The organism is Sedimentimonas flavescens (assembly GCF_019264375.1).
Lineage (GTDB): Bacteria > Pseudomonadota > Alphaproteobacteria > Rhodobacterales > Rhodobacteraceae > Rhodobacter > Rhodobacter flavescens.
Window position 1 is genome coordinate 196,736 of record NZ_JAHVAI010000002.1, and the last position, 24,989, is coordinate 221,724.

At 64.1% G+C, this 24,989-nt stretch carries 24 protein-coding genes and 1 tRNA gene; 11 read left to right on the plus strand and 14 right to left on the minus strand.

Translation table 11 applies throughout. From position 1 onward, the window contains the following. Positions 1 to 21: 21 nt before the first annotated feature. Positions 22 to 963: an ACP S-malonyltransferase gene (gene fabD / locus KTQ37_RS04060; RefSeq protein WP_218629195.1), complete on the minus strand. Its 942-nt coding sequence runs from the start codon at positions 961 to 963 to the stop codon at positions 22 to 24. A 144-nt stretch (positions 964 to 1,107) separates the two neighbouring features. Here fabD and KTQ37_RS04065 point away from each other — a divergent pair, with 144 nt between their 5' ends. Continuing rightward, complete coding sequence (locus KTQ37_RS04065; protein WP_218629196.1) at positions 1,108 to 2,313, plus strand: cytochrome b/b6 domain-containing protein; 1,206 nt, start codon at positions 1,108 to 1,110, stop codon at positions 2,311 to 2,313. Between the two features lie 70 nt (positions 2,314 to 2,383). Here the strand turns inward: KTQ37_RS04065 and KTQ37_RS04070 are convergent, their stop codons facing one another. The 3 genes from KTQ37_RS04070 to KTQ37_RS04080 form a co-directional block, all read right to left on the minus strand. After that, entirely contained in the window at positions 2,384 to 2,959 is a 576-nt protein-coding gene (locus KTQ37_RS04070; RefSeq protein WP_218629430.1) for a YceI family protein, read from the minus strand. Positions 2,960 to 3,142: 183 nt separating this feature from the next. Further along, positions 3,143 to 4,552 (minus strand): type I glutamate--ammonia ligase, encoded by a 1,410-nt coding sequence (gene glnA, locus KTQ37_RS04075; RefSeq protein ID WP_218629197.1) that lies wholly within the window; start codon positions 4,550 to 4,552, stop codon positions 3,143 to 3,145. Positions 4,553 to 4,618: 66 nt separating this feature from the next. Further along, positions 4,619 to 4,957 (minus strand): P-II family nitrogen regulator, encoded by a 339-nt coding sequence (locus KTQ37_RS04080; protein WP_218629198.1) that lies wholly within the window; start codon positions 4,955 to 4,957, stop codon positions 4,619 to 4,621. 174 nt (positions 4,958 to 5,131) lie between these two features. Here KTQ37_RS04080 and KTQ37_RS04085 point away from each other — a divergent pair, with 174 nt between their 5' ends. Both KTQ37_RS04085 and KTQ37_RS04090 read left to right on the plus strand, forming a co-directional pair. Further along, positions 5,132 to 6,676, plus strand: coding sequence for an NAD(P)H-hydrate dehydratase (locus KTQ37_RS04085; protein ID WP_218629199.1), 1,545 nt, complete (start codon positions 5,132 to 5,134; stop codon positions 6,674 to 6,676). Between the two features lie 67 nt (positions 6,677 to 6,743). Beyond that, a tRNA-Leu gene (locus KTQ37_RS04090) sits at positions 6,744 to 6,827 on the plus strand. A 35-nt stretch (positions 6,828 to 6,862) separates the two neighbouring features. On the opposite strand, the gene KTQ37_RS04095 is transcribed toward KTQ37_RS04090, so the two are convergent. Continuing rightward, positions 6,863 to 7,708 (minus strand): hypothetical protein, encoded by an 846-nt coding sequence (locus KTQ37_RS04095; protein WP_218629200.1) that lies wholly within the window; start codon positions 7,706 to 7,708, stop codon positions 6,863 to 6,865. Positions 7,709 to 7,963: 255 nt separating this feature from the next. Here KTQ37_RS04095 and tig point away from each other — a divergent pair, with 255 nt between their 5' ends. Beyond that, on the plus strand, positions 7,964 to 9,298 hold the full coding sequence (gene tig / locus KTQ37_RS04100) for a trigger factor (protein ID WP_218629201.1): 1,335 nt from the start codon (positions 7,964 to 7,966) through the stop codon (positions 9,296 to 9,298). Between the two features lie 164 nt (positions 9,299 to 9,462). Beyond that, positions 9,463 to 10,056: a hypothetical protein gene (locus KTQ37_RS04105; RefSeq protein WP_236021062.1), complete on the plus strand. Its 594-nt coding sequence runs from the start codon at positions 9,463 to 9,465 to the stop codon at positions 10,054 to 10,056. Positions 10,057 to 10,114: 58 nt separating this feature from the next. Here the strand turns inward: KTQ37_RS04105 and rplI are convergent, their stop codons facing one another. Genes rplI through rpsF form a run of 3 tightly spaced genes read right to left on the minus strand, consistent with a single transcriptional unit; the run spans position 10,115 to position 11,316 of the window. Continuing rightward, positions 10,115 to 10,687 carry a 50S ribosomal protein L9 gene (gene rplI / locus KTQ37_RS04110; RefSeq protein ID WP_218629202.1) on the minus strand — a complete coding sequence of 191 codons (573 nt, stop codon included), beginning with the start codon at positions 10,685 to 10,687 and terminating at the stop codon, positions 10,115 to 10,117. A 12-nt stretch (positions 10,688 to 10,699) separates the two neighbouring features. Next, positions 10,700 to 10,927, minus strand: coding sequence for a 30S ribosomal protein S18 (gene rpsR / locus KTQ37_RS04115; RefSeq protein ID WP_068765176.1), 228 nt, complete (start codon positions 10,925 to 10,927; stop codon positions 10,700 to 10,702). A 17-nt stretch (positions 10,928 to 10,944) separates the two neighbouring features. After that, complete coding sequence (gene rpsF / locus KTQ37_RS04120) at positions 10,945 to 11,316, minus strand: 30S ribosomal protein S6 (protein ID WP_218629203.1); 372 nt, start codon at positions 11,314 to 11,316, stop codon at positions 10,945 to 10,947. Positions 11,317 to 11,523: 207 nt separating this feature from the next. Between rpsF and KTQ37_RS04125 the strand changes: the two genes are divergently transcribed. Next, positions 11,524 to 12,051 (plus strand): hypothetical protein, encoded by a 528-nt coding sequence (locus tag KTQ37_RS04125; RefSeq protein ID WP_218629204.1) that lies wholly within the window; start codon positions 11,524 to 11,526, stop codon positions 12,049 to 12,051. 7 nt (positions 12,052 to 12,058) lie between these two features. On the opposite strand, the gene KTQ37_RS04130 is transcribed toward KTQ37_RS04125, so the two are convergent. From KTQ37_RS04130 to KTQ37_RS04155, 6 genes are all read right to left on the minus strand, one after another. Next, on the minus strand, positions 12,059 to 12,961 hold the full coding sequence (locus KTQ37_RS04130; protein ID WP_218629205.1) for a DMT family transporter: 903 nt from the start codon (positions 12,959 to 12,961) through the stop codon (positions 12,059 to 12,061). Positions 12,962 to 13,109: 148 nt separating this feature from the next. Next, positions 13,110 to 13,952, minus strand: coding sequence for a fumarylacetoacetate hydrolase family protein (locus KTQ37_RS04135; protein ID WP_218629206.1), 843 nt, complete (start codon positions 13,950 to 13,952; stop codon positions 13,110 to 13,112). Next, positions 13,930 to 15,558 carry an Eco57I restriction-modification methylase domain-containing protein gene (locus tag KTQ37_RS04140; RefSeq protein WP_218629207.1) on the minus strand — a complete coding sequence of 543 codons (1,629 nt, stop codon included), beginning with the start codon at positions 15,556 to 15,558 and terminating at the stop codon, positions 13,930 to 13,932. Before KTQ37_RS04140 ends, KTQ37_RS04135 begins: the two co-directional genes overlap by 23 nt. 349 nt (positions 15,559 to 15,907) lie before the next feature. Beyond that, complete coding sequence (gene pepT / locus KTQ37_RS04145; protein ID WP_218629208.1) at positions 15,908 to 17,149, minus strand: peptidase T; 1,242 nt, start codon at positions 17,147 to 17,149, stop codon at positions 15,908 to 15,910. Between the two features lie 55 nt (positions 17,150 to 17,204). Further along, positions 17,205 to 18,605, minus strand: a complete 1,401-nt coding sequence (locus KTQ37_RS04150) for an aspartate aminotransferase family protein (protein ID WP_218629209.1) — start codon at positions 18,603 to 18,605, stop codon at positions 17,205 to 17,207. Positions 18,606 to 18,755: 150 nt separating this feature from the next. Next, a complete protein-coding gene (locus KTQ37_RS04155) occupies positions 18,756 to 19,496 on the minus strand; it encodes a GntR family transcriptional regulator (RefSeq protein ID WP_328799688.1) in 741 nt (246 codons plus the stop codon). A gap of 62 nt (positions 19,497 to 19,558) precedes the next feature. On the opposite strand from KTQ37_RS04155, the gene KTQ37_RS04160 reads away from it, so the two are divergent. The 5 genes from KTQ37_RS04160 (at position 19,559) to KTQ37_RS04180 (ending at position 24,961) form a co-directional block, all read left to right on the plus strand. Next, positions 19,559 to 20,641, plus strand: a complete 1,083-nt coding sequence (locus tag KTQ37_RS04160; protein ID WP_218629210.1) for a polyamine ABC transporter substrate-binding protein — start codon at positions 19,559 to 19,561, stop codon at positions 20,639 to 20,641. A gap of 85 nt (positions 20,642 to 20,726) precedes the next feature. Further along, positions 20,727 to 21,866: an ABC transporter ATP-binding protein gene (locus KTQ37_RS04165; RefSeq protein WP_218629211.1), complete on the plus strand. Its 1,140-nt coding sequence runs from the start codon at positions 20,727 to 20,729 to the stop codon at positions 21,864 to 21,866. 9 nt (positions 21,867 to 21,875) lie between these two features. Continuing rightward, complete coding sequence (locus tag KTQ37_RS04170) at positions 21,876 to 22,766, plus strand: ABC transporter permease subunit (RefSeq protein WP_218629433.1); 891 nt, start codon at positions 21,876 to 21,878, stop codon at positions 22,764 to 22,766. Beyond that, on the plus strand, positions 22,763 to 23,581 hold the full coding sequence (locus tag KTQ37_RS04175; protein ID WP_218629212.1) for an ABC transporter permease: 819 nt from the start codon (positions 22,763 to 22,765) through the stop codon (positions 23,579 to 23,581). The genes KTQ37_RS04170 and KTQ37_RS04175 overlap by 4 nt, the downstream gene beginning before the upstream one ends. A gap of 45 nt (positions 23,582 to 23,626) precedes the next feature. Further along, entirely contained in the window at positions 23,627 to 24,961 is a 1,335-nt protein-coding gene (locus KTQ37_RS04180; protein WP_236021064.1) for an NAD(P)/FAD-dependent oxidoreductase, read from the plus strand. The last annotated feature ends 28 nt before the right edge of the window (positions 24,962 to 24,989 follow it).

The window sequence follows — 24,989 nt, forward strand, 5'->3', positions numbered from 1 at the left end:
CTGCCGTCATTTGATCGGGCCTCAGCCCTTGAGCGCGGCGATATCCTCGGGCGCGCCCACGTTCTTTTGCACGGTTTCCTTGGCAATGCGCTTGACCATGCCCGACAGCGCCTTGCCCGCGCCGATCTCCCAGAACTCGGTCACGCCCTGACCCACCATCCACAGCACGCTCTCGCGCCAGCGGACCGAGCCGGTGACCTGCTCGATCAGCAGTTGGCGGATCACCTCGGGGTCGCTCACCGCCTCGGCGCGCACGTTGGCCACGACCGGCACGGCAGGCGCCGCAATCTGCACCGAGGCCAGCGCCTCGGCCATCTTGTCGGCGGCGGGCTGCATCAGCGCGCAATGGAACGGTGCCGAGACTGGCAGCATCAGTGCGCGCTTGGCACCGGCCGCCTTGGCAATCTCGACCGCGCGCTCAACCGCAGCCTTATGGCCCGAGACCACAACCTGCGCGGGATCGTTATCGTTGGCAGCCTGACAGACCTCCTGCCCCGTGCCAGCGGCCGCGGCTTCGCCCGCGATCCGCGTCGCGGTCTCGAAATCCAGACCCAGCAGCGCGGCCATCGCGCCTACACCCACCGGAACCGCAGATTGCATCGCCTCGCCACGGATCCGCAGCAGCTTGGCCGTGTCGGTCACGCTCAGTGCGCCCGCCGCGCAAAGCGCCGAGTACTCCCCGAGCGAATGCCCCGCCACGAATGCCGCGTCCTTGACCGAGAAGCCCTCGGCCTCCAGCGCGCGCAGCGCCGCGATCGAGGTGGCCATCAGCGCGGGCTGCGCATTGGCCGTCAGGGTCAGCGTTTCGATCTCGCCTTCCCAGATCAGGCTCGACAGGCTCTCGCCCAGGGCGGCGTCCACCTCATCAAAGACCGCCTTGGCGGCGGGATAGGCTTCGGCCAACGCCTTGCCCATACCGATGGTCTGCGCGCCCTGTCCGGGGAATACGAATGCTCGGCTCATGGCTTCCTCCACATTGTGCTTGCCTCGGTCTAGCGTGACCCGAGGGCACTGACAACAACCTGCGCACAGAGTCTGTGCGCCTGTCCGCGTGGTTCATGCGCGCGCGCAGACCTATGGTCTGGGGAAAGTTCACACGAGGCCCCCATGCTGACCAACACCTCCCACAGCTACGGCTCGGTTGCCCGGATCTTCCACTGGCTCACCGCGCTTCTGATCCTGTCCGCGATCGGCCTAGGGCTATATGCCGAGGACCTGCCACGCGATACCGACGCCGCCGTCGCCACGCTTGTCACGATTTATTCCGCGCACAAGACCATCGGCGTTGCCGCCTTCTTCACCGCGCTTGCCCGCATTCTCTGGTCGCTTGCACAGCCCAAACCCGCGCCGCTGCACCCCGAGCGCCGGGCCGAGACCTTCGCGGCCGAGCTGATCCACTGGGCGCTTTACGGCGCGATGCTGATCATGCCGCTCTCGGGCTGGATCGGCCACGCAGCGCAGGCGGGCTTTGCCCCGATCCTGTGGCCCTTCGGCCAGACCCTGCCCTTCGTGCCACAATCGACCGATGTCGCCCATCTGTTCGAGGGAATTCACAAGCTCTCGGCCCTTGTCCTTTACGCCGCAATCGGCCTGCACGTATTGGGCGCGCTTAAGCATGTGATCATCGACCGCGACGCAACCATGGCACGGATGACGCGCGGCACCCCGGCGGGCGAAGGCCGCGTGACACATGGCGCAGGCGCGCCCTTGGCCGCGTTGGCCATTTGGGCAGCCGTGATCGGCGGCGCGTTGCCCCTTCCCGCCGGACCTGAACGCCCCGAGGCCCCCGCCCCCGTCGCACAAAACCAGCCCCCCGGGAACTGGAAAGTCAGCGAGGGCACGCTTGACTTCACCGTTCAGCAGATGGGCGCGGCGGTCAGTGGCTCCCTGCCCGCCTGGACCGCGCAGATCGACTATGACGAGGCCAGCGGCGCCGGCAGCGTCACCGTGCAGATCGACACGACGCAACTCACCCTCGGCGCGGTCACCGATCAGGCCAAGGGGGCGGAGTTCTTCGACACCGCCACCTTCCCCATTGCCGCCTTCACAGCCGATCTGAAGCGCGTCCAGGGCAACGCACATGAGGCCACCGGCACCCTGACCCTGCGCGGCGCCTCGGTTCCGCTCACCCTGCCCTTTGCGCTGAGCATCGCAGGCGATCAGGCCACCATGACCGGTGAGGCCGTGCTTGACCGCCGCGCCTTCGGCATGGGCGAAAGCTATCCCGACGAAAGCACCGTGGGCTTTAGCGTCACCGTGCAGGTCACGCTTAGCGCTACACGCCAGCCTGCTTCGGCAGCTCTCGACGCCTGACGCCACGCCTTCATAAAGAATAACGGCCGCCGGAGCGATCCGGCGGCCGTTTCGATTTAATGGGCGGGGCTTATTCCACCTTCATGGCCTCGATCGAGATCGCGATCTGAACCTCATCCGAGACGTAGGGCGCAAACATGCCCATGTCGAAGTCCGAGCGCTTGATCTCGGTGGTGGCGTTGAAGCCGACCCACGGCTTCTTTTCCATCGGGTGCTCGCCCATCTGGGTCATCTCGGCATCCAGCACGACCGGCTTGGTCACGCCGTTGATGGTCAGATCGCCGGTGATCTTGCCGGTCTTCTCGCCGGTCACCTCGATTCCGGTCGATTTGAACGAGATCTCCGGGCTCGCTTCGGCGCCGAAGAAGTCCTCGGTCAGGAAGTGCTGCGTGCGCGCATCCCAGCCGGTGAAGAGCGAGGCGGTCGGGAAGCTCACTTCAACCGACGAGGCCGCCGGGTCTTCCGCATCGAACTGGATCGTGCCTTCAAAGCCCGAGAACATGCCCGTCGTGGTCGAGAACCCCAGGTGCGTGTAGTCGAACACGATCTGGCTGTGGCTCGGGTCGAGGGTGTAGGTCGCGGGTGCCGCAGCGACGGCGGAGGCAAGACCAAAGGCAAGGCCGGCGGCAAGCAGAACGGATTTCATCGCGGGGGGTACTCCTGTCATGGCGATTTCAGCGGTGAAGATGCCCACCACAGGCCCCCGTCTCAATTCCACACGCCCCCACAGAGTCTGTGCGCAGACGCAGATCACGTTCGCGCCAGACCGACCCGCAGAAAGCAAAAAGGGCGCCCGTCCGGGCGCCCTTTCCGTTGATTTTCCAGCCCCTTAGCAGGAGTAGTACATCTGGTACTCGACCGGGTGGGGGGTGTGCTCGTAAGCGTAAACTTCTTCCCACTTCAGCGACATGTAGCCCTCGATGAGGCCTTTGGTGAACACGTCGCCCGCGAGCAGGAAGTCGTGATCCGCTTCCAGCGACTCGAGCGCTTCACGCAGCGAGCCGCAGACGGTCGGGATCGCGGCCAGTTCTTCCGGCGGCAGGTCGTAGAGGTCCTTGTCCGAAGCCGGGCCCGGATCGATCTTGTTCTTGATGCCGTCGAGACCAGCCATCATCAGTGCCGCAAAGCACAGATAGGGGTTCGCAGCCGGATCGGGGAAACGGGCTTCGACGCGCTTGGCCTTCGGCGACTCGGTCCACGGAATACGGACGCAACCCGAGCGGTTGCGGGCCGAGTAGGCGCGCAGAACCGGGGCTTCGAAGCCCGGGATCAGTCGCTTGTACGAGTTGGTCGAGGGGTTGCTGAAGGCGTTCAGGGTCTTGGCGTGCTTGAGAATGCCACCGATGAACCACAGCGCTTCCTGCGACAGGTCAGCATACTTGTCACCCGCGAACAGCGGCTTGCCGTCTTTCCAGATCGACATGTTCACGTGCATACCCGAGCCGTTGTCGCCCTTCATGGGCTTCGGCATGAAGGTCACGGTCTTGCCGTAGGCGTGGGCCACGTTGTGGATCACGTACTTGTACTTCTGGATGTTGTCGGCCTGCTCGACCAGACCACCGAAGATCATGCCGAGTTCGTGCTGACAGGTCGCCACTTCGTGGTGGTGCTTGTCGACCTTGATGCCCATGCGCTTCATGGTCGAGAGCATCTCGCCACGCAGGTCCTGGGCTTCGTCGACCGGGTTCACCGGGAAGTAGCCGCCCTTGTGGCCGGCACGGTGAGCAAGGTTGCCCATCTCGATAGCGGCGTCGGTGTTCCAGGCGGCGGCTTCCGCGTCGATCTGGTACGACACTTTGGCCGGGGTGACCGAGTAGCGCACGTCGTCGAAGATGAAGAATTCAGCTTCCGGCCCGAAATAGGCGGTGTCACCGATACCCGAGGACTTCAGGTAGGCCTCAGCCTTGAGGGCGACCTGACGCGGGCAGCGGTCATAGGCCTCGCCGGTATCCGGCTCGACGACGACGCAGTGCACGCACAGGGTCTTTTCGGCGTAGAAGGGGTCGATATAGACCGACGAGGCATCCGGGATCAGCTTCATGTCGGACTGGTCGATCGATTTCCAGCCAGCGATCGACGAACCGTCGAACATGAAGCCTTCTTCGAAGAAGTCTTCGTCGACCAGGTCGGCGATCAGCGTCACGTGCTGCAGTTTGCCGCGCGGGTCGGTGAAGCGGACGTCGACGTATTCAACGTCTTCCGCCTTCATCAGGTCGAGAGCTTTTTTAACTGCGCTCATTGCTACTTACCCTTTCGTTGAGCATGGGTTTACCGGGCCCCGGCAGGCCCGTATTCGTATGAATTCTCAGACCGCGTCGTCGCCGGTTTCGCCGGTGCGGATGCGGATGGCCTGTTCGACAGGCGAAATGAAGATCTTGCCGTCGCCGATTTTCTCGGTCCGGGCGGCCGAGACGATGGCCTCGATAGCTGCATCGACCAGCTCATCGGGCAGGACCATCTCGATTTTCACTTTGGGCAGAAAGTCCACGACATATTCGGCGCCACGGTAGAGCTCGGTATGGCCCTTCTGACGGCCGAAGCCCTTCACCTCGATCACAGAAAGCCCCTGGATCCCCGCTTCCTGAAGTGCTTCTTTCACCTCATCCAGCTTGAAGGGCTTGATGATCGCTTCAACCTTTTTCATGTAGTCGACTCCCCCCATCAGGTCTTGCCGAGACCCTCTGACCACTTTCCACAAGGGCCCGCAATCGGCTAGCTTGGCGGGGTGTCCCGAGGGTCGGGAATTCGGCATGCATTGCCCAATTTTTGTGCAGTTAGCGTGAAGTTGCAGCAGAATGAAAACAATTAGAGCGATCGCATGAGTGAAATTCTGAGCAGCGCCCAAATGCGCGGCATCGAGCAGCAAGCCATCGCCAGCGGCGCCGTCACCGGTCTTGAGCTTATGGAACGCGCCGGGGCTGGCGTTGTTGCGCAGATCGCCACCGCCTTCCCTGATCTGAGCCCCTCAACGGCGGTGATCCTGTGCGGGCCGGGCAACAATGGCGGGGACGGTTTCGTCATTGCACGCCTGCTGCATCAGCGCGGATGGGCAATCGCGCTTTACCTTCTGGGCGATCCCGCCCGCCTGCCCCCCGACGCGCGCACCAATCATGACCGCTGGCTAAAGACAGGCCCGGTGCATCCCTGGGACGATCGGCAGATCGGGGATAGGCTTGGCGCGATGACCTCGGGCCTTGTGGTGGATGGCGTATTCGGCACCGGCCTGACCCGCCCCATGCCGCCCGAGACGACACACACATCGCGTGCCCTCGACACCCTTCGGCATCGCACGCCCTCCGCCCGCCCACGCGTCGTCGCCGTCGATATCCCAAGCGGCATCAGCGCGGATTCCGGCGCCAATCTCGGGGGCGCGTTCTGGGCCGACCTGAGCGTTTCGTTCCATCGCGCGAAATGGGGGCACTACCTTGAACCCGCAGGCTTGCCTGAGGGGCGCGCGGCCTGCTGCGGGCAGGTCGCCGTCGTGGACATAGGCCTGCCGCAAGATCCCGCGCCGGACTCGGTTCAGCTTGTCGCGCGCCCGGCGGTCTTTCTTGGCAAGAGCGCGCAGAGGCATAAATACGGCCATGGCCATGCGCTTGTGCTCTCGGGTGGCGCAGGCAAGGGCGGCGCCGCGCGTCTGGCGGCGCGGGCCGCGCTGCGCGTGGGCACCGGGCTCGTCACCATCGCCGCGCCGCAACCCGCCATCGCCGAGCACGCCGCGCAGCTCAATGCGATCATGCTGACCGCCCTGCCCGACGGCTACAGCCTGCGCGGCCTCTTGCAGGACGCGCGCCTGAATGCGCTCTGCCTCGGCCCCGGCCTTGGCCAATCGCGCGCGCAGGATCTGGTGCCCGCCGCCCTGTGGGGCCGCCGCGCCACCGTGCTTGACGCCGATGCCCTCAGCGCATTTGCCGAAGACCCGCCCCTGCTGTTCGGGCAGTTGCATGACAAGGTCGTCCTGACCCCGCATATGGGCGAATTCCGCCGCCTCTTCCCCGATCTGGTGGAGCGGCTACATGCGCCCGCCTATTCCAAGATCGAGGCGGCGCGCACGGCCGCAGCCCGCGCGGGCTGCGTGGTGCTGCTCAAGGGCCCCGATACCGTCATCGCCGACCCAAGCGGTCGCGCGGCGCTGCACGCGGCCACCGGAGCGAATGCAGCGCCCTGGCTTGCCACGGCGGGCTCGGGCGATGTGCTGGCCGGAATCATCGCAGGGCTGATGGCGCGGGGCTTTGCGCCGTTCGAGGCTGCGGCGAGCGGCGCCTGGCTTCACGCCGCCGCCGCGCGCGCCTTCGGCCCAGGGCTGATCGCCGAAGATCTCCCAGAAATGCTGCCGCAAGTCTTCCGCGATCTGGGTCTCTGAGCGGCGCAAAAGATTTTTCGCAAGGCCCCTACCCTGCGCCGCGCGGTCTTGCTAAAAGGCGCGCGTTGCGGGTGTGGCGGAACTGGTAGACGCACCAGATTTAGGTTCTGGCGCCTTTGGCGTGGGGGTTCGAGTCCCTTCACCCGCACCACTTTGCAATCCCGACATCTTTCCGCGCGATGCGCGTCAGATCCGGCCCTTCAGGGCCTGTTCCATGTCGAAGACAGTCGCACGCAGCGGCGCGTCATCCACGCGCAAAAGCCCCTCGTTGCCGCGCCGGATGTCGATCACGCAATACATTGTCGTGGCCATGAACAGCGCGAGCGAGAACAACCGCCATGTCATCGGGTTGCCGACCATGCCCACGTTGTTTCCCAACAGGAACAGCGACACCATGATCGACAGATAGACGACCAGCTGCATGAAGCTGGCAAGCGGCACCGACAGCGTCGCCATCCGATAAAGATGCGCATCAAGCACATCGTTGACCGCCCCCGCCACGAAGCCCTTCAGCGGCGCCGGGAACGGGTCTTGCGTGCCTTTTAGCGTCAGCGGCCATAGCTTCGCCTGCGCCTGAAGGCTGCGATCGACGAAGGCATGAACGTCGGCGATCTTGGTGGTCGAAGTGCCCTTCGGCACAACGCGCGAGCGCCCATACTCCAGCAGCGCCACCTGCAACTCGGTGCGAACGGGCTCTTCAAGGTAATCCGCGCGCAAGAAGGCCGTGCCGATCACGGCGGCCTCATCGGTGATCGAACCCTTGATCGACTGGGCCACCGTCAGCGCATTGCCGAAGGTGAATGCCAGCAGCAAACCAAGCAGCGCCATGAAGGCGCCAAGCGTGGCATCGCTGAGGAACGGCTCGACGCCCATACCCTCGGCCAGCAACCGCGTGCGCCGCCGACGCCCAAGCGTATGCCCCGCCCAGATTGCCAGAGGCGGGGTCAGGCCAAGCAGCAGCAGGACTTGCCAAAGGGTGAACGCCGAAACGGTGATCTCGCCGAAAAGCCCGGCGGCGGTGGTCGGTTCCAATCTGCACTCCGAATTGACGAAACGCGCCTGTCTGCTCGCTATTCTTAAAGGCATCGGAGCGCAAATCGAGAGGGATCATCCCCTTGCACGCGTGGCAATCCGCCGCTGTGCCCTTGCAGGCACAGCCGCCTCGCGCAATGGGTGCCGGATCGCGCCTTTTCACCTTGCCACCAAGGCCCGCGATCAATAGAAGGGCGGCTGAAATTGACGGACATGGCCGCGCCAACGCGCGGCCTTAGACACAGAGGAAACCCCATGCAGGTCACCGAGACCCTCAACGAAGGCCTCAAGCGCGGCTACACGATCACCATCACCGCTGCTGAACTCGACGAGAAAGTCACCGCGAAGCTTCTCGAAGCCCAACCCGAAGTCGAGATGAAGGGCTTCCGCAAGGGCAAGGTTCCGCTGGCGATGCTGCGCAAGACCTTCGGCGACCGCGTTCTGGGCGACGCGATGCAGGAAGCCGTCGATGGCGCGATGTCGGAGCATTTCGAGAAGTCCGGCGATCGCCCCGCGATGCAGCCGAAGATCGAAATGGAAGGCGGCGATAGCTGGAAGCCGGGCAACGACGTCGTCGTGACCGTGGCCTACGAAGCCCTGCCGGCGATCCCGGAGGTCGATCTGTCGGGCATCAAGCTTGAGCGCATGGTCGTCAAGGCCGGCGACGACGCCGTGACCGAGGCGCTGGCGAACCTCGCCAAGACCGCGCAGAACTTCGAAAAGCGCCGCAAGGGCTCGAAAGCCAAGGACGGCGATCAGGTCGTGATCGACTTCGAAGGTTTCGTGGACGGTGAGGCCTTCGAAGGCGGCAAGGGCGAGGACTACCCGCTCGTGCTCGGCTCGGGCTCGTTCATCCCCGGCTTCGAGGATCAACTCGTCGGCGCCAAGGAAGAGGAAGCCGTCGAAGTCAAGGTGAGCTTCCCCGAGCAGTACGGCGCGGCGCATCTCGCTGGCAAGGAAGCCCTGTTCAAGTGCACCGTCAAGGAAGTCCGCGGCCCGAAAGAGGCCGAGATCGACGACGAGCTGGCCAAGAAATTCGGCGCCGAGGATCTCGCTGCGCTGAAAGGCCAGATCGCCGAGCGTCTCGAGGCTGAGTATGTCGGCGCCGCCCGCGCGGTTCTCAAGCGCGGTCTGCTCGACCAGCTCGACGCCGCCGTCAAGTTCGACCTGCCCCCGTCGCTGGTCGATGCCGAGGCCGCCTCGATCGCGCACCAGCTGTGGCACGAAGAGAACCCCGAGGTTCACGACCACAACCACGGCTCGATCGAACCGACCGATGAGCACAAGAAACTGGCCGAGCGCCGCGTGCGCCTGGGTCTGCTGCTGGCCGAACTTGGCCGCAAGCAGGAGATCGAGGTCACCGACGCCGAGTTCACCCAGGCCGTGCTGAACCAGGCGCGCCAGTATCCGGGCCAGGAACGCGCCTTCTTCGAGTTCGTGCAACAGAACCCGCAGATGCAACAGCAGCTGCGCGCGCCGATCTTCGAAGACAAGGTTGTCGACTACGTCGTCAGCGGCGCCGAAGTGGCCGACAAGGAAGTCTCGAAAGAAGACCTCCAGAAGGCCATCGAAGCCCTGGACGAGATGTAAGATTTCCCCACCGGGAAACGGAAGAACCGCCCTTCGGGGCGGTTTTTTCATTTGTGGCAGGGCCTAACCTGCTGTTCCCCACGGCATTGCCGCGACTCGGCCAAAGGCGCAGACTGATCGGCATGGCGGCACGAAACGCCGCCCGGGAGAGGGAGGATATTCTGATGTCTGCGAACAGGATCACCAGTACCGTTCTGGCCATTGTGCTGGCCACGCCATTCTCTGCTTTGGCAGATGACTACGATCTCGACGCGCTCAGGGCCGCGACCGAGAAATACAAGGATGTGAACGTAGCCCTCGCCGAGGGCTTCATCCCCGACCCTTCGGGCCATTGCGTTTCGGCTGCGGCCGAGGGGCTGCCTGCCGAATGGGGCGGAATGGGGATCCACTATCTCAATCCGGCGGCCCTGCAGATCACCGGGGCCGAGCCGCGCGTTGACGGCATGAGCACCCATACCGACTTCATGAAACCGGCGATCCTGCTTTATGAGCCGCAGGCCGACGGCAGTCTCGAGCTGGTTGGCATCGAGAACCTAGTCTTCGAGGCGGCCTGGAAAGCAGCGGGGCATGACGGTCCGCCGATGATCAACGGCCGCATGTGGGATCACATGGCCGACAATGCCGACACGGCGGGCGACGAGGCGCATGGCTTCATGCCGCATTACGACCAGCACGTCTGGTTGTTCCGCGAGAACCCGGCCGGGACGCTGACGCCGTTCAATCCGAACGTCACCTGCGACCATCACAGCCAAGGCTGACACAAACGAAAACCGCGCCCCGATGGGGCGCGGCTCGCAGCTTGCGCTGTAAGGTTGATTATTCTTCGTCGCCAGCGGCAGCGCCGACTTCGTCGAAGAGTTCCGCGATCTCGAATTCGGCTTCGGCTTCGGCCTCGGCAGCGAGTTCCTGGATCGACTTGCCCGAAGCTTGCAGCTCGGCTTCTTCGGCCGAACGCGCAACGTTCAGAACGATGGTCACGTCGACTTCCGGGTGCAGGACAACGTGCACTTCGTGCAGGCCGAGGTCCTTGATCGGAGCTTTGAGAGCAACCTGCTTCTTGTCCACCGAGAAGCCGGCGGCGGTGGCGGCCTCGGCGGCGTCACGCGGGGTGACCGAGCCGTAGAGCGCGCCGGCGTCCGAAGCCGAGCGAATCACGATGAACTGCTGGCCACCAAGTTTCGCGGCCAGAGCGTCGGCCTCTTTCTTGGTTTCCAGGTTGCGGGCTTCGAGCTGGGCCTTGCGGGTCTCGAACGAAGCGATGTTGGCTTCGTTGGCGCGCAGCGCCTTGCCCTGCGGCAGCAGGAAGTTGCGGGCGTAGCCGTCCTTGACGTTCACGACCTCGCCCATCTGGCCAAGCTTGGCCACACGTTCCAGAAGGATGACTTGCATGGGTCTGGCTCCTTACTTCACGGCGTAGGGCAGCAGGGCGAGGAAACGCGCGCGCTTGATGGCACGGGCGAGTTCACGCTGCTTCTTGGCCGAAACGGCGGTGATGCGGGCGGGCACGATCTTGCCACGCTCGGAGATGTAGCGCTGCAGCAGACGCACATCTTTGTAGTCGATTTTCGGCGCGTTTTCACCCGAGAACGGGCACACCTTGCGACGACGGAAAAACGGTTTGTTCGCCATGGGTTATGCTCCTCGGATCAACGGCGCTCGCGGCGTTCGCCGCGCTCGGGACGGCCTTCACGGTCGTCGCGCTTCTGCATCTGCACCGAGGGGCCTTCCTCGTGCGCTTCGACCTTGACGGTCAGAACGCGCATGACGTCGTCGTGCAGGCGGGCCAGACGCTCCATTTCCTGCACGGCCGCCGACGGGGCGTTGGTGCGCAGGTAGGCGTAGTGGCCCTTGCGGTTCTTGTTGATCTTGTAGGCCATGGTCTTCACGCCCCAGTACTCGCTCTCAACGACTTTACCGCCGTTGTCCGCGAGGACGGTCGAGAAGTGTTCGACAAGGCCTTCGGCCTGCGCGTTGGACAGGTCCTGACGCGCGATGAGGACATGCTCGTAAAGCGGCATGTGTGCTCCTGTTTTGCTCAGGCGGCTTCATAGGTGGGGTCTGAAACTTCCGCGACCCACCACGAGAGGCTCCGCCGGTTCATACGAATACGGAAGTCCGCGCGTTATAGGCGATTGGGCGGGCGATGCAAGGGCTCGTTTGTGCCGAGGCGAATTGCCCTGCCCGCCGCTCTGGCCTAAGCAGGTTGAAACAGACCGAGGACACCGATGGCACGCTTCCTGATCCTTTTGCAAGAGGTCGTCTCCCAGGCCGGGCTGATCGTTCTGGCCGGTATCGCGGCCTATCTGCTGACGCTTTTTGCCGCCGATGCGCTGCCGCTGGTCACCGGCCATGGCGCGCCCGGCTCGGCCCGCGCCTGGATCGAGCTGCCCCGCGCGATGCTCGGAACCGAGCTTCTGGCCGCCTTCGCGGGCCTGTGGTGCCTGCTGGCGCTTGGCCTGCCGCGCAACCCGATCTTCGTGCAGATCACCGACGTGTTGGCCGAGGGGATGGTCTTCGTCATCGGTATCGCGGTTGGCATCGTGCTGACCGGCGCGATTGGCGACATCTGGGCGGGCGCCCCGCTGCGGCGCGAGTTGGCCTCGGTGTGGCTGCCGCTGCTGCGTTACGCCGTCCTTGCCTGCGCGCTTCTGTGGCTGCCGGGCTACCTTGCCCGCGGCAGTTTTCCGGCCTGGCTCCGCGTGGCCAGCCTGATCGCGGTGTTGGGGATCGCCTTCCTGATCTACGCGAACTAAGCCGCCCTTAACCCCGGCTTGCGACCAGGATCCCCGCAAGGATCGCGCCGAAACCGATGGCGTGATACATGTGCAGCTGCTCGCCCAGGAAAATCGTGGACAGCACCGCACCGTAAAGCGGCAGCAGGTGGATCGCCTGCCCTGCCCGCGCTGGCCCCGCGATCACCACCGCGCGCATGTAAAGGATATAGGCCAGCACCGAGGGCACCACGCCCACATAGATCAGCGCGAAAACCGAGGCCCCCGTCCAGACCGGCGCGCGGCCCTGCGACAGCTCCCACCCCCAGAGCGGCGCAAGAAAGACCAGCGCGATGGCGATCTGCACCGCCAGCAGGCCAAGCCGGTTCACCTCGGGCGGGAAGGATTTCAGCATCAGTGTATAGACCGCCCAGCACACCATCGCCGTGAAGATGATCAGATCCCCGCGCGAAAACTCAAGCGCGATCAGCCGAGACCAGTCGCCATGCAGAACGATGCTCGCCACCCCGAGCGTCGAGATCACCAGACCCGCAATCTGTGCGCCGCGCAAATGCTGCCCCCAGAACAGCGCGCCGAGCGCCAGGATCAACAGCGGGATCGTAGAATTGAGCAGCATCCCGTTCGTCGCCGTGGTCGATTGCAGCCCCAGATAGACGAGCGCGTTGAACGCCACGACCCCCGGCACCGCCAGCCCCACGATCCGCAGCCAGTGCTGACGGTAAAGCGCGAAGTCACGCCGCATATAGGGCCATGCGAAGGGCAGCAGGCACAAAAGCGCAATCGCCCACCGCCCGAACGAAAGGCCCATCGGCGGCAACTCCCCGCGCGAGGCCCGCGCGACGATGAAATTCCCCGCCCAGAACAGCGGCGGCAGCACCAGCGAGGCATAGCCCTTGAACCCGATCCCCGGTTGCGCCTGCGTCTCGCTCATACCGAACCCTTTCCTTTGGCCCCGGTTTGGGCGATTTCGGAGGACGCGGCAAGGGGTGCGCTACCCGCTCCGGTCATGGCCGCATAGCCGCCAGCGAAACGCTCGCGGGGAGAACATCTGGCGATGGCGGATGGGCGCGCCCCTTGTGTCAGGCCGCGACAATCTCCTGCCGCTGCGCGCCAAGCCCCTCGATGCCAAGTTCGACCACATCGCCGACATTCAGGAAACGCGGCGGCTTCAGCCCCATGCCCACGCCGGGCGGGGTGCCGGTGGTGATGATGTCGCCGGGCTCTAGCGTCATAAACTGGCTGAGATAGCTGACGAGGTAAGCGACACCGTAAACCATCGTCGCGGTCGAGCCCTTCTGCATCCCCTGCCCGTTCACGCTCAGCCACATCGGCAGCGCCTGCGGGTCGGCCACCTGGTCGCGCGTCACCAGCCAGGGGCCGATCGGCGCGAAAGTGTCATGGCTCTTGCCCTTCACCCATTGGCCCGAACGCTCGGTCTGGAACCCGCGCTCGGACACATCATTGCACAACATGTAGCCCGCAACATGATCTAGCGCCTCGTCCTTTGTCACATATTTCGCGCGCTTGCCGATGACGAAGGCCAGCTCCACCTCCCAGTCGAGCTTTTCCGACCCGCGCGGCTTTTCGGTCGCGTCATTGGGCCCGCAGATCGCGCTGGTGGCCTTCATGAAGACCACGGGCTCGGGCGGAGCCTGCATCCCGGCTTCGGCGGCGTGATCGGCGTAGTTGAGGCCAATGGCGATCATCTTGCCCACGCCCGCAACCGGCGCCCCGATCCGGGCGCCCTCGGGCACCTTCGGCAGCGTCGCGGGATCGAGCGCGCGCAGCGCCGCCAGCCCCTTGTCGGACAACACATCGCCCGAAATATCCCCCACGACCGAGGACAGATCGCGCATCGCCCCGGCCTCATCCAGCATCCCTGGCTTTTCGGCCCCGGCCTCACCCCAACGCAACAGTTTCATCGCTCGCTCCTCCGCTTGCCGCGTCCTGCGCGGCCTCCATCACCAACCGGGTCAGAGCGTCGTCCGCCCCGCTTTTTCCGTCGTTCAGCGCCTCCAGCGCCGCCCCGAGTGCCGCGATCCGCGCCGCAGAGACCGCACGCAGGTCGGGCACCGGGATCTCCAACAGATCGCGCGGCTCGACCTTTTGCAATCCGCGCGCGTAAATCCGCATCCTTCCACGCATCAGCGCCTGCACCGGCGCGCTGTTGAGGCAGGCCACAAGCGCCTTGGAGCGGGCCGGATCGTCCTGCAAAGGGAAGATGCCGTGGAATGCGGTCAACTGCCAGACCTCCGCGGTGTTCAGGATGAAGCGCATCTGCCCGCGCCCGAAGGTCGCGGCCCAGATCGGCGCACGGTAGAGCCGCTCGGGCGCATACCAAGGCCTGCGGTTGCGCGTCAGAAAGCGGTTGTGCAACCCCTCGGCCTCACCCTGCGCGACATAGGAGGCCTCGGCCTCGGTCAAGGATTTGGTTGGCGCGAAGAACTGGGTCGGGCGACCGGCCCTGATAAGCGATTTGAATTCCGCAGGCCCGAATATAAGCGATGGCACATCCGCCGATTTCGCGACACAGGGCAGGCATTGGCTCGCACGCAACCCAATCTCCGTCGCGCGTTCGCGGCTCAGATGAAAGAAACCGTTGGCCCCGGTGGCGATCCCGCGCCGCGTGGTAGCCAGCGCCGAGAGCGGCACGAACCCCGGCGGGATCGGCGCTTCATCGTCGCGGATCAACTCGTCCCATTTCGGGGCGGCCAGCAGCGCCTCTGGCGTAACCCACCGCTGCGTGACGCCGGGCGGCAAAGGGCCAGCGCGCGAAGGCAGCCGGGCATCGGCGGGCACGAAGGTCGCACGGATTTCCGCCGGGATCGGTTCGACGTGCGCTGGCGCCTCCAGCAGCACCAAAGACGCCGTAGTCAGGGTTTTCTCGAACACCGGACGATAGGCACAGAACTGAATGATTTCTCTTAGGTATCCGCCCCTTACGAGATGTTCTTTAAGCTGCCCAGAGGTATTGGCATTGGCCCATTCTGCGGGCAGCAGAAACGCCGCCCGTCCGCCCGGCGCCAGCCGCGCAAGCGCCTCGAACAGGAAAAGAACATAGGCATTCGTCAGCCCCGACAGCGCAATTCCGAAGTGCTCGGCCGTTGCGCGCACCTGCGCGCGCAGGGCGGTTCCGGCGCCGGGGCGCAGAAAAGGCGGGTTGGCGATAATCGCGTCAAAGCGCTCGTCGAGCGGTGCCTCGAAAAAGCTGGCTTCGTGCAGCGTCAGGTTCATGCCTGCGCAAGCTGACCGGCCAGCGGCAGCGATCTGCGCGTCGAGCTCATAGCCCGTGACGGCAATGCCGGGCTGCCGGGCGACCACGGCGCGCGCAAGGATACCTGTCCCAAATGCCGGATCTAAAAGGGTTTTTGGATCTTTTCCGCCGACCCAATCGGCCATCGCGGCGGCGCAATCGGGCGGGGTCAGCACCTGAGCGAAACGCCTGCGATGGGCTTTCGTGCTGGCCTGAAGATAGGCACGCTCGGGGCTGGTCTGCCCACCGCTCTCGCTGTCCTCATCCAAGCTCATGCCGCCCCCGTTCGGCCCGGATCATGGGCAAGCCTTGGGGCGGCTGCAAGCCCCCCTCTGCCCGCGCCAATGTGCTCCGGGGAAATCGCTCATCAGCCCGCGCCCCGCGCACATGGGCTCAGGACGGGCGGCCGCATACGGTTGCGTCCCGGCGCTGGCAGGAGGATCGCGCAGTTGCATGTCCGCAGACAGAGTACGGCGGCCGCCCGGACCGCCGCTCAAAGGCTTATAGAACAGCCTCAGCCATGCTGGCCCGGCGCCTTGTTCAAGACACCATCGGAAGAATCAGCATCCAAATAGCCTTCAAGTTACAGGGCATTCCGCTCACATCAGAGTGTCGCGGCCCGCCTTAGCCCTGCCGCACCGCATCGCGCACAAGACGCAGGCAGACGCGGGTCGCGACCGCCATGTCCTGCACCGAGATCCATTCGAGCGGCCCGTGGATCTCCTGCATCCCGGTGAAGATGTTGGGGCATGGCACGCCCATCTCCGTCAGGCGCGAACCATCGGTGCCGCCGCGGATCGGAACCGAGAGCGGCTCGATCCCCTCCGCGCGGCAGGCGGCACGGGCCAGCTCGACGGGGGTCATGTCGTTTTCCAGCCAGTAGCGCATGTTGCGGTATTGAGGCTTGATCTCACAGGTGATCGTGGCGCGGGGCTCGGTCGCGGCGACGGCCTCGCAGACCTTGCGCAACATCTCGCCGCGCGCGGCCAGCCCGTCGCGCTCGAAATCGCGCAAGATGATCGACATTTCGCATTCCGCAGCCGTGCCGCCCATGTTGGTGATGTGCCAAAAACCGTCGCGCCCGTCGGTGACCTCGGGGGTTTCGGTAGCCTGCGGCAGCATCTCGATAATCTTTGCCGCCAGGTGCAACGCGTTGACCATCTTGCCCTTGGCCGTCCCCGGATGGGTCGAGACGCCCACGACCTTCACCTTGGCACCATCGGCCGAGAAGGTCTCGTATTCGATCTCGCCGACCGCGCCGCCATCGAGCGTATAGGCAAAGTCCGCCCCAAGATCGGCGGGCATCCGCGCATCGACGCCATGACCGATTTCCTCGTCGGGCGTGAAGGCGATGCGCAGCGTGCCATGTGGGATCGAGGCATCCGCGAGCAACTGCTCGGCCATGGTCATCAGGATGGCGATGCCCGCCTTGTCATCGGCGCCAAGAAGCGTGGTGCCCGAGGCGGTGATGATGTCATGCCCCACCTTCTCGGCCAGATAGGGCGCGGCCTCGGGCGTCAGGCGCAGATTGGGCGCGTCGGGAAAGGTGATCTCGCCGCCGTTATAGCCGCGAATCACGCGCGGCTTCACACCCGTCGCATTATAGGCGGGCGCGGTATCCATATGGGCCAGCAGGCCGATCACCGGACCACCCCCGACCGTGCCGGGAATGCTGGCCAGCACCGCGCCATACTCGGTGATGCGCACATCCTGAGCCCCGATCCGGATCAGTTCGGCCTCAAGCATCCGCGCCAGATCCAGCTGGATCGCGGTCGAGGGCGACGTGCTGCTCGACTCGTCGCTTTGGGTGTCCACGGCCGCATAGCGGATAAGCCGCTCTTCGAGCGCAGCGTTGAATTGGGTCATGTGTACCTCCGGTCTGACATGAGAAGGGCGCCCGAAGGCGCCCCTGTCAAGTCGATCACTCTGCAGCCTGTTCCTGCCACAGGCCCTCGGCCTTGATCTTCTCGTAGGCCTCGTCGAGCGATTTGCGCGCCCGCACCATCAGCTCGTCAATCTCGGCCTTGGTGATGGTCAGCGGCGGCGAAATGATCATCCGGTCGCCGACGTGGCGCATCACCAGGTTGTTGGCAAAGCAGCGTTCGCGCGTGATCAGGCCGATGGTGCCCGACTTGGCGGCGAAAGCCGCGCGCTTGGCCTTGTTCGGCGTCAGCGCGATCGAGCCCATCATGCCGACGATCTTGGCCTCGCCCACCATCGGGTGGTCGGACAGGCTTTCCCACTTGGCCTTCAGATAGGGCGCGATTTCCGAGCGAACGCGGTCGATGACGCCGTCCTCTTCGAGGATGCGCAGGTTCTCCAGCGCAACGGCGGCGGCGACCGGGTGGCCCGAATAGGTGTAGCCATGCGCGAATTCGTCACCCGCGTTGATGACCTTGGCCACCTCGTCCGAGACGATCGACGCACCCATTGGGATGTAGCCCGAGGTCAGGCCCTTCGCGACGGTCATGATGTCGGGCTCGATCCCGAGGGTCTGGCAACCAAACCAGTTGCCGGTGCGGCCGAACCCGCAGATCACCTCGTCGGCGATCAACAGGATGCCGTATTTCTTCACGATGCGCTGGATTTCGGGCCAGTAGGTCTCGGGGGCCACGATCACGCCGCCCGCACCCTGGATCGGCTCGCCGATGAAGGCCGCGACCTTTTCGGGCCCGACTTCGAGGATCTTCGCCTCAAGCTCCTGCGCGCGGGCGAGGCCGAATTCCTCGGGCGTCATGTCGCCGCCCTCGCTCCACCAGTCGGGCTGGTCGATATGGACGATATCCGGGATCGGCAGGCCACCCTGCTTGTGCATCCCCTTCATCCCGCCAAGCGAAGCCGCGCCGATGGTCGAGCCGTGATAACCGTTCCAGCGCGAGATGATGACCGTGCGCTCGGGCTGCTCTTTCACGTTCCAGTAGTGGCGCACCATGCGGATGTTGGTGTCGTTCGAATCCGAGCCCGAGCCGTTGAAGAACACGTGATTCAGATTGCCCGGCGCGAGTTCCGCCAGCTTCTTGGCCAGCGCGATCGCAGGGATATGCGAGGTCTGGAAAAACGTATTGTAGAAAGGCAGTTGGCGCATCTGGCGCGCGGCCACCTCGGCCAGCTCTTCGCGGCCATAGCCAATATTCATGCACCACAGGCCGGCCATGCCGTCAAGGATCTCGTTCCCCTCGGAATCGGTCAGCCAGACACCCTTGGCGCGGGTAATGATCCGCGCGCCCTTCTTGTTGAGCGCATCGCCATCGGTGAACGGGTGCATGTGGTGGGCAGCGTCAAGCGCCTGAAGTTCGGCAGTCGGCAGGTGATTTTCGATCATGTGAGTATCTCTCGGCTGGGCGCGATGGGATCTGTGCTGCGACTCGGCCCCGACCCGGACGAAAAGCGGGGCATGTCACAGCGCCTGCAATTCACAATATGATCAAAATTTAAGCCGTCAAGACGATTTGATCATATTTTGGATTTCGCCTCAGTCACCGACCAGAACGGCGCGTACGTTCTCAAGACCCTGCGCGATATCCTGACGGATCGCCTCCGCCGCGGCCTCGCCGTCGCCGGCCCTCAGCGCGTCAAGCGCCTCGATATGCATGTCGGGCAGGTTCTGGGTTCCGAACCGCCCGCACATTACCCGCAACGACGGCGCCGAGCGCAGCCAGAGCGCCTGCACGAGGGGCAGCAGAACACCGGCCTCGGCGACCGAATAAAGCGTCATATGGAAGCGATAGTTTTGCAGTAGGTACGCCTTCACATCCCCCCGCGCGATGGCCGCATTCAACGCGTCGTCGATGCTGCGCAACTCATGTATATGTGCCGCCGTTATCTTCTGCGCGGCGCGTCGGGCCAGTTCCGGCTCAAGCGCGGTCCGGGCATAGAGGATCTCATCTATCTGCGACAGGGTCAGTTCGGGCACCGAAACGCGCCGATTCCCCTGGAACTGTAACGCCCCTTCCGAGATCAAACGCCGGATCGCCTCGCGCACCGGTGTCATGCCAGCGCCGAGCAACTCGACGAGTCCCTGGATCGTGACGGCTTGCCCCGGAGCGAAATCGCCGCCGAGGATCATAGTCCGCATTCCGCGATAAACGCTTTCATGCGCTGGCTGTTTTTGCAGCTCGGCGTTCAAAATTTCATTACTCCTTGACGTTGCCAGAAGGATGCCCTTGGCTTGCGGCCATGCCAAGGAAAAAAAAAATTCGTTGCGCCGCCGCACACAATTTGATCAAACTAGAGAAAACAACAAACGCAACCGAAATCCAATAGGGAAACTCTGACATGAAGACTATCTGGCTTCCGCTTGCCGCCCTGACCCTCGCGGGTGGTTCGGCCCTGGCCGAGGAGGTGCGGGTCTACAACTGGTCCGACTACATCGACGAGGCGCTGCTTGAAAAATTCGAGGCCGAGACCGGCATCGATCTGATTTACGACGTGTTCGACTCGAACGAGGTTCTTGAGACGAAGCTGCTCGCGGGTGGCTCGGGCTATGACGTCGTCGTTCCGACCGGCTCCTTCCTTGAGCGCCAGATCCAGGCTGGCGTGTTCCAGAAACTCGACTTCTCGAAAATGCCGAACTCGGCGAACCTGTGGGACCTGATCAAGGACCGTACCGCAAAATACGACCCCGGCAACGAATATTCGATCAACTACATGTGGGGCACCACCGGCCTTGGCGTGAACGTCGGCAAGGTCAAGGAAGTGCTGGGCGAGGATGCACCGATCAACTCGCTCGATCTGGTCTTCAAACCCGAGAACATGGAAAAGCTGGCGTCCTGCGGCGTCATGTTCCTTGATGCTCCGGCCGAGATCCTCCCGGCGGCGCTGAAATACATCGGCGAAGACCCGGACAGCAAGGATCCCGAAGCCATTGCCAAGGTCGAGCCGCTGCTGGTCGCCGTGCAACCCTACATCTCGAAGTTCCACAGCTCGGAATACATCAACGCGCTCGCCAACGGCGAGATCTGCGTGGCCTTCGGCTGGTCGGGTGACATCTTGCAGGCGCGCGATCGCGCCGCTGAGGCCGATAACGGCGTCGAGATCGCCTATAACGCGCCGAAAGAGGGCGCCCTGATGTGGTTCGACCAGATGGCCATTCCCGCCGATGCGCCGAACCCCGAAGGCGCGCTGAAGTTCCTGAACTTCATCATGGACGCGGAGAACATGGCCGCTGCCTCGAACTACGTCTACTACGCGAACGGCAACAAGGCCTCGCAGGACTTCCTGGTCGAGGACGTGATCGGCGATCCGGCGATCTACCCGGACGAGGCGACGATGGAGAACCTCTACACCACCACCGCCCCCGATCCGAAGGTGCAGCGCACCGTCACCCGCCTTTGGACCAAGATCAAGTCGGGCACCTGAGTCAGACCCGACAAGACCGCGCCCTGGCACTGCCCGGGCGCGGTTCTCGTTTTCTCAAACCTCTCCGTAGCCAGTCGAGGGCGTGATGGCCGAAGCCAATCCCCAGAAAGTCTTTGCCCCTTGGGAAGATCCCAATCAGGCACCGTTGATCCGTTTCGAGGGCGTGACGAAGAAATTCGGCACCTTCACCGCCGTGGACAACCTCAATCTTGATATCTATCGTGGCGAGTTCTTTGCGCTGCTTGGCCCATCGGGCTGCGGCAAGACCACGCTGATGCGGATGCTGGCGGGCTTCGAAGACCCTACGATGGGCAATATCTGGCTGGACGATGTGGATGTCGCGCCGATCCCGCCGAACAAGCGGCCCGTCAACATGATGTTCCAAAGCTATGCGCTGTTTCCGCATCTGACGGTCTGGGACAACATCGCGTTCGGCCTCAAGCGGTCGGACATGCCCCAGGAGCAGATCGGCGATCGCGTCCAAGCGATGCTGCGTCTGACCCGGCTGGAGCAATTCGCCAAGCGCAAACCGCACCAGATATCGGGCGGTCAGCGTCAGCGCGTGGCGTTGGCACGCTCGCTGGCCAAGGCGCCGAAGCTGCTGCTGCTCGATGAGCCGCTCGGGGCGCTCGACAAGAAGCTGCGCCAGGAGACGCAGTTCGAACTGATGGACATTCAGGAAAAGACCGGCACTACCTTCGTGATCGTGACCCACGACCAGGAAGAGGCGATGACGGTCGCGACCCGCGTGGCCGTCATGGATCACGGCAAGCTCGTGCAGGTCGCCACTCCGGCCGGTATCTACGAGACGCCGAACTCGGTCTATGTCGCGGATTTCATCGGCGAGGTGAACATTATCGAGGGTGCGGCAGCGCCCATGGGGGACGGCAAGGTGGACATCGCCTTCGCGGAGGGCGTCGAGCCGATCCACGCCACCATCGGCGAGCCGGTCACTGCGGGCCAGAAGGTCTTCTTCGCGATCCGCCCCGAGAAAATTCACGTCGGCCGCGAGCCCGATCCGACGCGCGCCAACCGGATCCGCGGCAAGGTCCATGACATCGCCTATCTGGGGAACATCTCGACCTACCGTGTCGAGCTGGAGACCGGGCAGATGATCTCGGCGCAGATGACCAACGCGCGTCGCCTGTCGCGCCGTGACTTCACCTGGGAGGACGAGGTCTGGCTGAGCTGGACCGACACTGCCGGCGTCGTATTGACGAGGTAAGCCATGAACCTGCGTCGCCTCACCCTGATCCTTGTCCCCTACCTGTGGCTCATGGGGTTCTTCCTGGTGCCCTTCCTGATCGTGGTGAAAATCGCGCTCTCGGATACGGCCATCGCGATCCCGCCTTACTGGCCGGTGCTGGACCTTTCGGCCGGCTGGACCGGGATCAAGGAGTTCTTCTCGGAGCTGGACTTCGAGAACTTCGTCTTCCTGACCGAGGACAGCCTTTACTGGAAGTCCTATCTCAGCTCGCTCCAGATTGCGTCGATCTCGACCTTCCTGACGCTGCTGGTGGGCTACCCGATTGCCTATGCTATGGCGCAGGCGCCGGATGAATGGCGCCCCACGCTGATGATGCTGGTGATCTTGCCGTTCTGGACCTCGTTCCTGATCCGCGTCTATTCCTGGGTGGGGATCATCGCCAACGAAGGGCTGCTGAACCAGTTCCTGCTCTGGACCGGACTGATTTCGGAACCGCTGCAGATCATGAACACCCCGACGGCGGTCTATATCGGTATCGTCTACACCTACCTGCCCTTCATGATCCTGCCGATCTACGCCACGCTTGAGAAGATGGACGGCTCGCTGATCGAGGCCGCGGTCGATCTGGGCTGCTCGCGCGGGAAAGCCTTCTGGCTGGTCACCCTGCCGCTGTCGCGCCCGGGCATGATCGCCGGATGCTTCCTTGTGTTCATCCCGGCGCTTGGCGAATTCGTGATCCCCTCGCTTCTGGGCGGCTCGCAGACGCTGATGATCGGCAAGGTGCTGTGGGAAGAGTTCTTCTCGAACCGTGACTGGCCGGTGGCCGCTGCGGTGGCGGTTGTGCTGCTGATGATCCTCGTGATCCCGATCATGCTGTTCCAGCGCAACCAGGAAAGACAAGAGGAGGCCGGCCGATGAACCGTCGCATGAGTTGGTTCAACGTCACCTCGCTGACGTTGGGGTTTGCCTTCCTCTACCTGCCGATGCTGATCCTGATCATCTACAGCTTCAACTCCTCGAAGCTGGTGACGGTCTGGGCCGGGTTCTCGACCAAGTGGTATGGCGAGTTGCTGCACAACCAGCAGTTCCTCGACGCCGCTTGGGTGACGCTGCGCGTTGGCGTGATGTCCTCGACCGCGGCGACGGTACTGGGCACGATGGCCGCCTATGTGATGGTGCGCGGCGGGCGCTTCTTTGGCCGGACGCTGTTCTCGGGCATGATCTACGCGCCGCTGGTGATGCCCGAGGTGATCACCGGTCTGTCGCTCTTGCTGCTGTTCATCGCCATTGGCCTCGATCGTGGCATCTTCACCATCGTGCTGGCACATACGACCTTCTCGATGTGCTACGTCTCGGTGGTCGTGTCGTCGCGCCTGATGACGTTTGACCGCTCGCTCGAAGAGGCGGCGCTGGATCTGGGCTGCTCGCCCTTCGACGCGTTCAAATCGGTCACCCTGCCGATCATCACCCCGGCGGTGATCTCGGGCTGGCTGCTGGCCTTCACGCTCTCGCTCGACGATCTGGTGATCGCCTCCTTCGCGTCTGGCCCGTCCTCGACCACGCTTCCGATCAAGATCTTCTCGGCGGTGCGCCTTGGGGTCTCGCCCGAGATCAACGCGCTCTCGACCATCATGATCGGGATCGTGGCAACCGGGGTGATCACCACCTCGCTGATCTCGAAGAACGCGATCCGCCGCCAGCGTCAGGAAGAGCTGGAAGGCACCAAACAGTGATGCGGGCGGCGTGCGCGCCGCCCCACCCTTTCTCTGCGTGATCTCATGCTGAAGCACATCTACGAACCGGCTGCCTATGCGGCGCAGTCGCTTGACGGCTGCTACTGGGTCTCGACCGCCCCGCAAGCGCCTGACTACGCGCCGCTTGCAGGCGAGGCGCGGGTCGAATTTGCCGTGATCGGCGGCGGCTTCACCGGCCTTTCCGCCGCTTTGCGTCTGGCCGAGGCGGGTGTGGATGTGGCGGTGCTTGACATGCATGCGCCAGGCTGGGGCGCGTCGGGGCGCAATGGCGGGTTTTGCTGCATGGGCGGCTCCAAGGCCAGCGGTGCGACGCTGCTGCGCCGCTACGGCGCCGACGAACTTGCGCGCCACCGCGCCGCCGAGGTCTCCTCGATCGAGACGGTCGCCGATATTGCCGCGCGCTACGGGATCGAGCTGGACCGTCATTCCGAAGGCGAGGTGCAACTGGCCCACCGCCCCGCCGCCTTCGAGGAGATGCGCGCCGAGGCTGCGACGCTTGCGCGCGAACTGGGCTGCGAGACGCGCCTGATCGGCCCGACCGAGCTGGCCGCCGAAGGGCTGGCCGCGCAGGGAATGCACGGCGCGCTGCATGTACGGCTTGGCTTCGGCCTCAACCCCCGCAAATACGTCCTTGGCCTGGCCGAGGCCGTCACCCGGCTTGGCGGGCGTATCCATGCCCATAGCACGGTGGAACAGATCACCCGCGCGGGCGAAGACTATGTCCTGCGCACCTCGGGCGGCACATTAAGGGCGCGACATATCCTTCTGGCAACGAACGGATATTCCTCGGACAACCTGCCAGACTGGATGCGCGCGCGCTATCTGCCGGTGCAAAGCTCGGTCATCGTCACGCGGCCGCTGAGCGACGATGAGATCGCCGCGCAGGGCTGGTCGAGCGACCTGATGGCCTATGACTCGCGCAACCTACTGCACTACTTCCGCCTGATGCCGAACCGCCAGATGCTGTTCGGGATGCGCGGCGGCGTGCGCTGGACGCCCGCCGACCACGCCGCGATCCGGCGCGAGATCCGTCGCGACTTCGACACCATGTTTCCCGCCTGGCGCGCGGTCGAGGCGCCTTGGTTCTGGTCGGGTCTGGCGAACCTCGCGCGCGATCTGGTGCCTTTCGTGGGCCAGATCGGTGACTGGCCGCGCGCGTTTGCATCGTTCGCCTATCACGGCAACGGGGTTGCAATGGGAACCTGGTGCGGCGCGCAGATGGCCGATCTTGCGCTTGGGCGCGAAACCGCCCTGCCCGATTTCTACCGCACCCCGCCCAAGCGGTTTGAGCTTGGGCCCGCGCGGCGGCTCGCGCTGATCATGGCCTACCACTATTATAAGGTCATGGACGGCAAATAACCCGATCTGGGGGGTGCGTCACATTCCC

Excerpts from the sequence above, each read along its gene's own strand:
- KTQ37_RS04130 (WP_218629205.1), bottom strand. The coding sequence starts at position 12,961 with ATGAGCGAGACGCAGGCGCAACCGGGGATCGGGTTCAAGGGCTATGCC.
- KTQ37_RS04105 (WP_236021062.1), top strand. The coding sequence starts at position 9,463 with ATGTCTGCGAACAGGATCACCAGTACCGTTCTGGCCATTGTGCTGGCC.
- glnA (WP_218629197.1), bottom strand. The coding sequence starts at position 4,552 with ATGAGCGCAGTTAAAAAAGCTCTCGACCTGATGAAGGCGGAAGACGTT.
- KTQ37_RS04085 (WP_218629199.1), top strand. The coding sequence starts at position 5,132 with ATGAGTGAAATTCTGAGCAGCGCCCAAATGCGCGGCATCGAGCAGCAA.
- rpsR (WP_068765176.1), bottom strand. The coding sequence starts at position 10,927 with ATGGCGAACAAACCGTTTTTCCGTCGTCGCAAGGTGTGCCCGTTCTCG.
- tig (WP_218629201.1), top strand. The coding sequence starts at position 7,964 with ATGCAGGTCACCGAGACCCTCAACGAAGGCCTCAAGCGCGGCTACACG.
- KTQ37_RS04070 (WP_218629430.1), bottom strand. The coding sequence starts at position 2,959 with ATGAAATCCGTTCTGCTTGCCGCCGGCCTTGCCTTTGGTCTTGCCTCC.
- rplI (WP_218629202.1), bottom strand. The coding sequence starts at position 10,687 with ATGCAAGTCATCCTTCTGGAACGTGTGGCCAAGCTTGGCCAGATGGGC.
- KTQ37_RS04165 (WP_218629211.1), top strand. The coding sequence starts at position 20,727 with ATGGCCGAAGCCAATCCCCAGAAAGTCTTTGCCCCTTGGGAAGATCCC.
- fabD (WP_218629195.1), bottom strand. The coding sequence starts at position 963 with ATGAGCCGAGCATTCGTATTCCCCGGACAGGGCGCGCAGACCATCGGT.
- KTQ37_RS04135 (WP_218629206.1), bottom strand. The coding sequence starts at position 13,952 with ATGAAACTGTTGCGTTGGGGTGAGGCCGGGGCCGAAAAGCCAGGGATG.
- KTQ37_RS04180 (WP_236021064.1), top strand. The coding sequence starts at position 23,627 with ATGCTGAAGCACATCTACGAACCGGCTGCCTATGCGGCGCAGTCGCTT.
- KTQ37_RS04175 (WP_218629212.1), top strand. The coding sequence starts at position 22,763 with ATGAACCGTCGCATGAGTTGGTTCAACGTCACCTCGCTGACGTTGGGG.
- KTQ37_RS04160 (WP_218629210.1), top strand. The coding sequence starts at position 19,559 with ATGAAGACTATCTGGCTTCCGCTTGCCGCCCTGACCCTCGCGGGTGGT.
- KTQ37_RS04080 (WP_218629198.1), bottom strand. The coding sequence starts at position 4,957 with ATGAAAAAGGTTGAAGCGATCATCAAGCCCTTCAAGCTGGATGAGGTG.
- KTQ37_RS04065 (WP_218629196.1), top strand. The coding sequence starts at position 1,108 with ATGCTGACCAACACCTCCCACAGCTACGGCTCGGTTGCCCGGATCTTC.
- KTQ37_RS04125 (WP_218629204.1), top strand. The coding sequence starts at position 11,524 with ATGGCACGCTTCCTGATCCTTTTGCAAGAGGTCGTCTCCCAGGCCGGG.
- KTQ37_RS04150 (WP_218629209.1), bottom strand. The coding sequence starts at position 18,605 with ATGATCGAAAATCACCTGCCGACTGCCGAACTTCAGGCGCTTGACGCT.
- rpsF (WP_218629203.1), bottom strand. The coding sequence starts at position 11,316 with ATGCCGCTTTACGAGCATGTCCTCATCGCGCGTCAGGACCTGTCCAAC.
- KTQ37_RS04140 (WP_218629207.1), bottom strand. The coding sequence starts at position 15,558 with ATGAGCTTGGATGAGGACAGCGAGAGCGGTGGGCAGACCAGCCCCGAG.
- pepT (WP_218629208.1), bottom strand. The coding sequence starts at position 17,149 with ATGACCCAATTCAACGCTGCGCTCGAAGAGCGGCTTATCCGCTATGCG.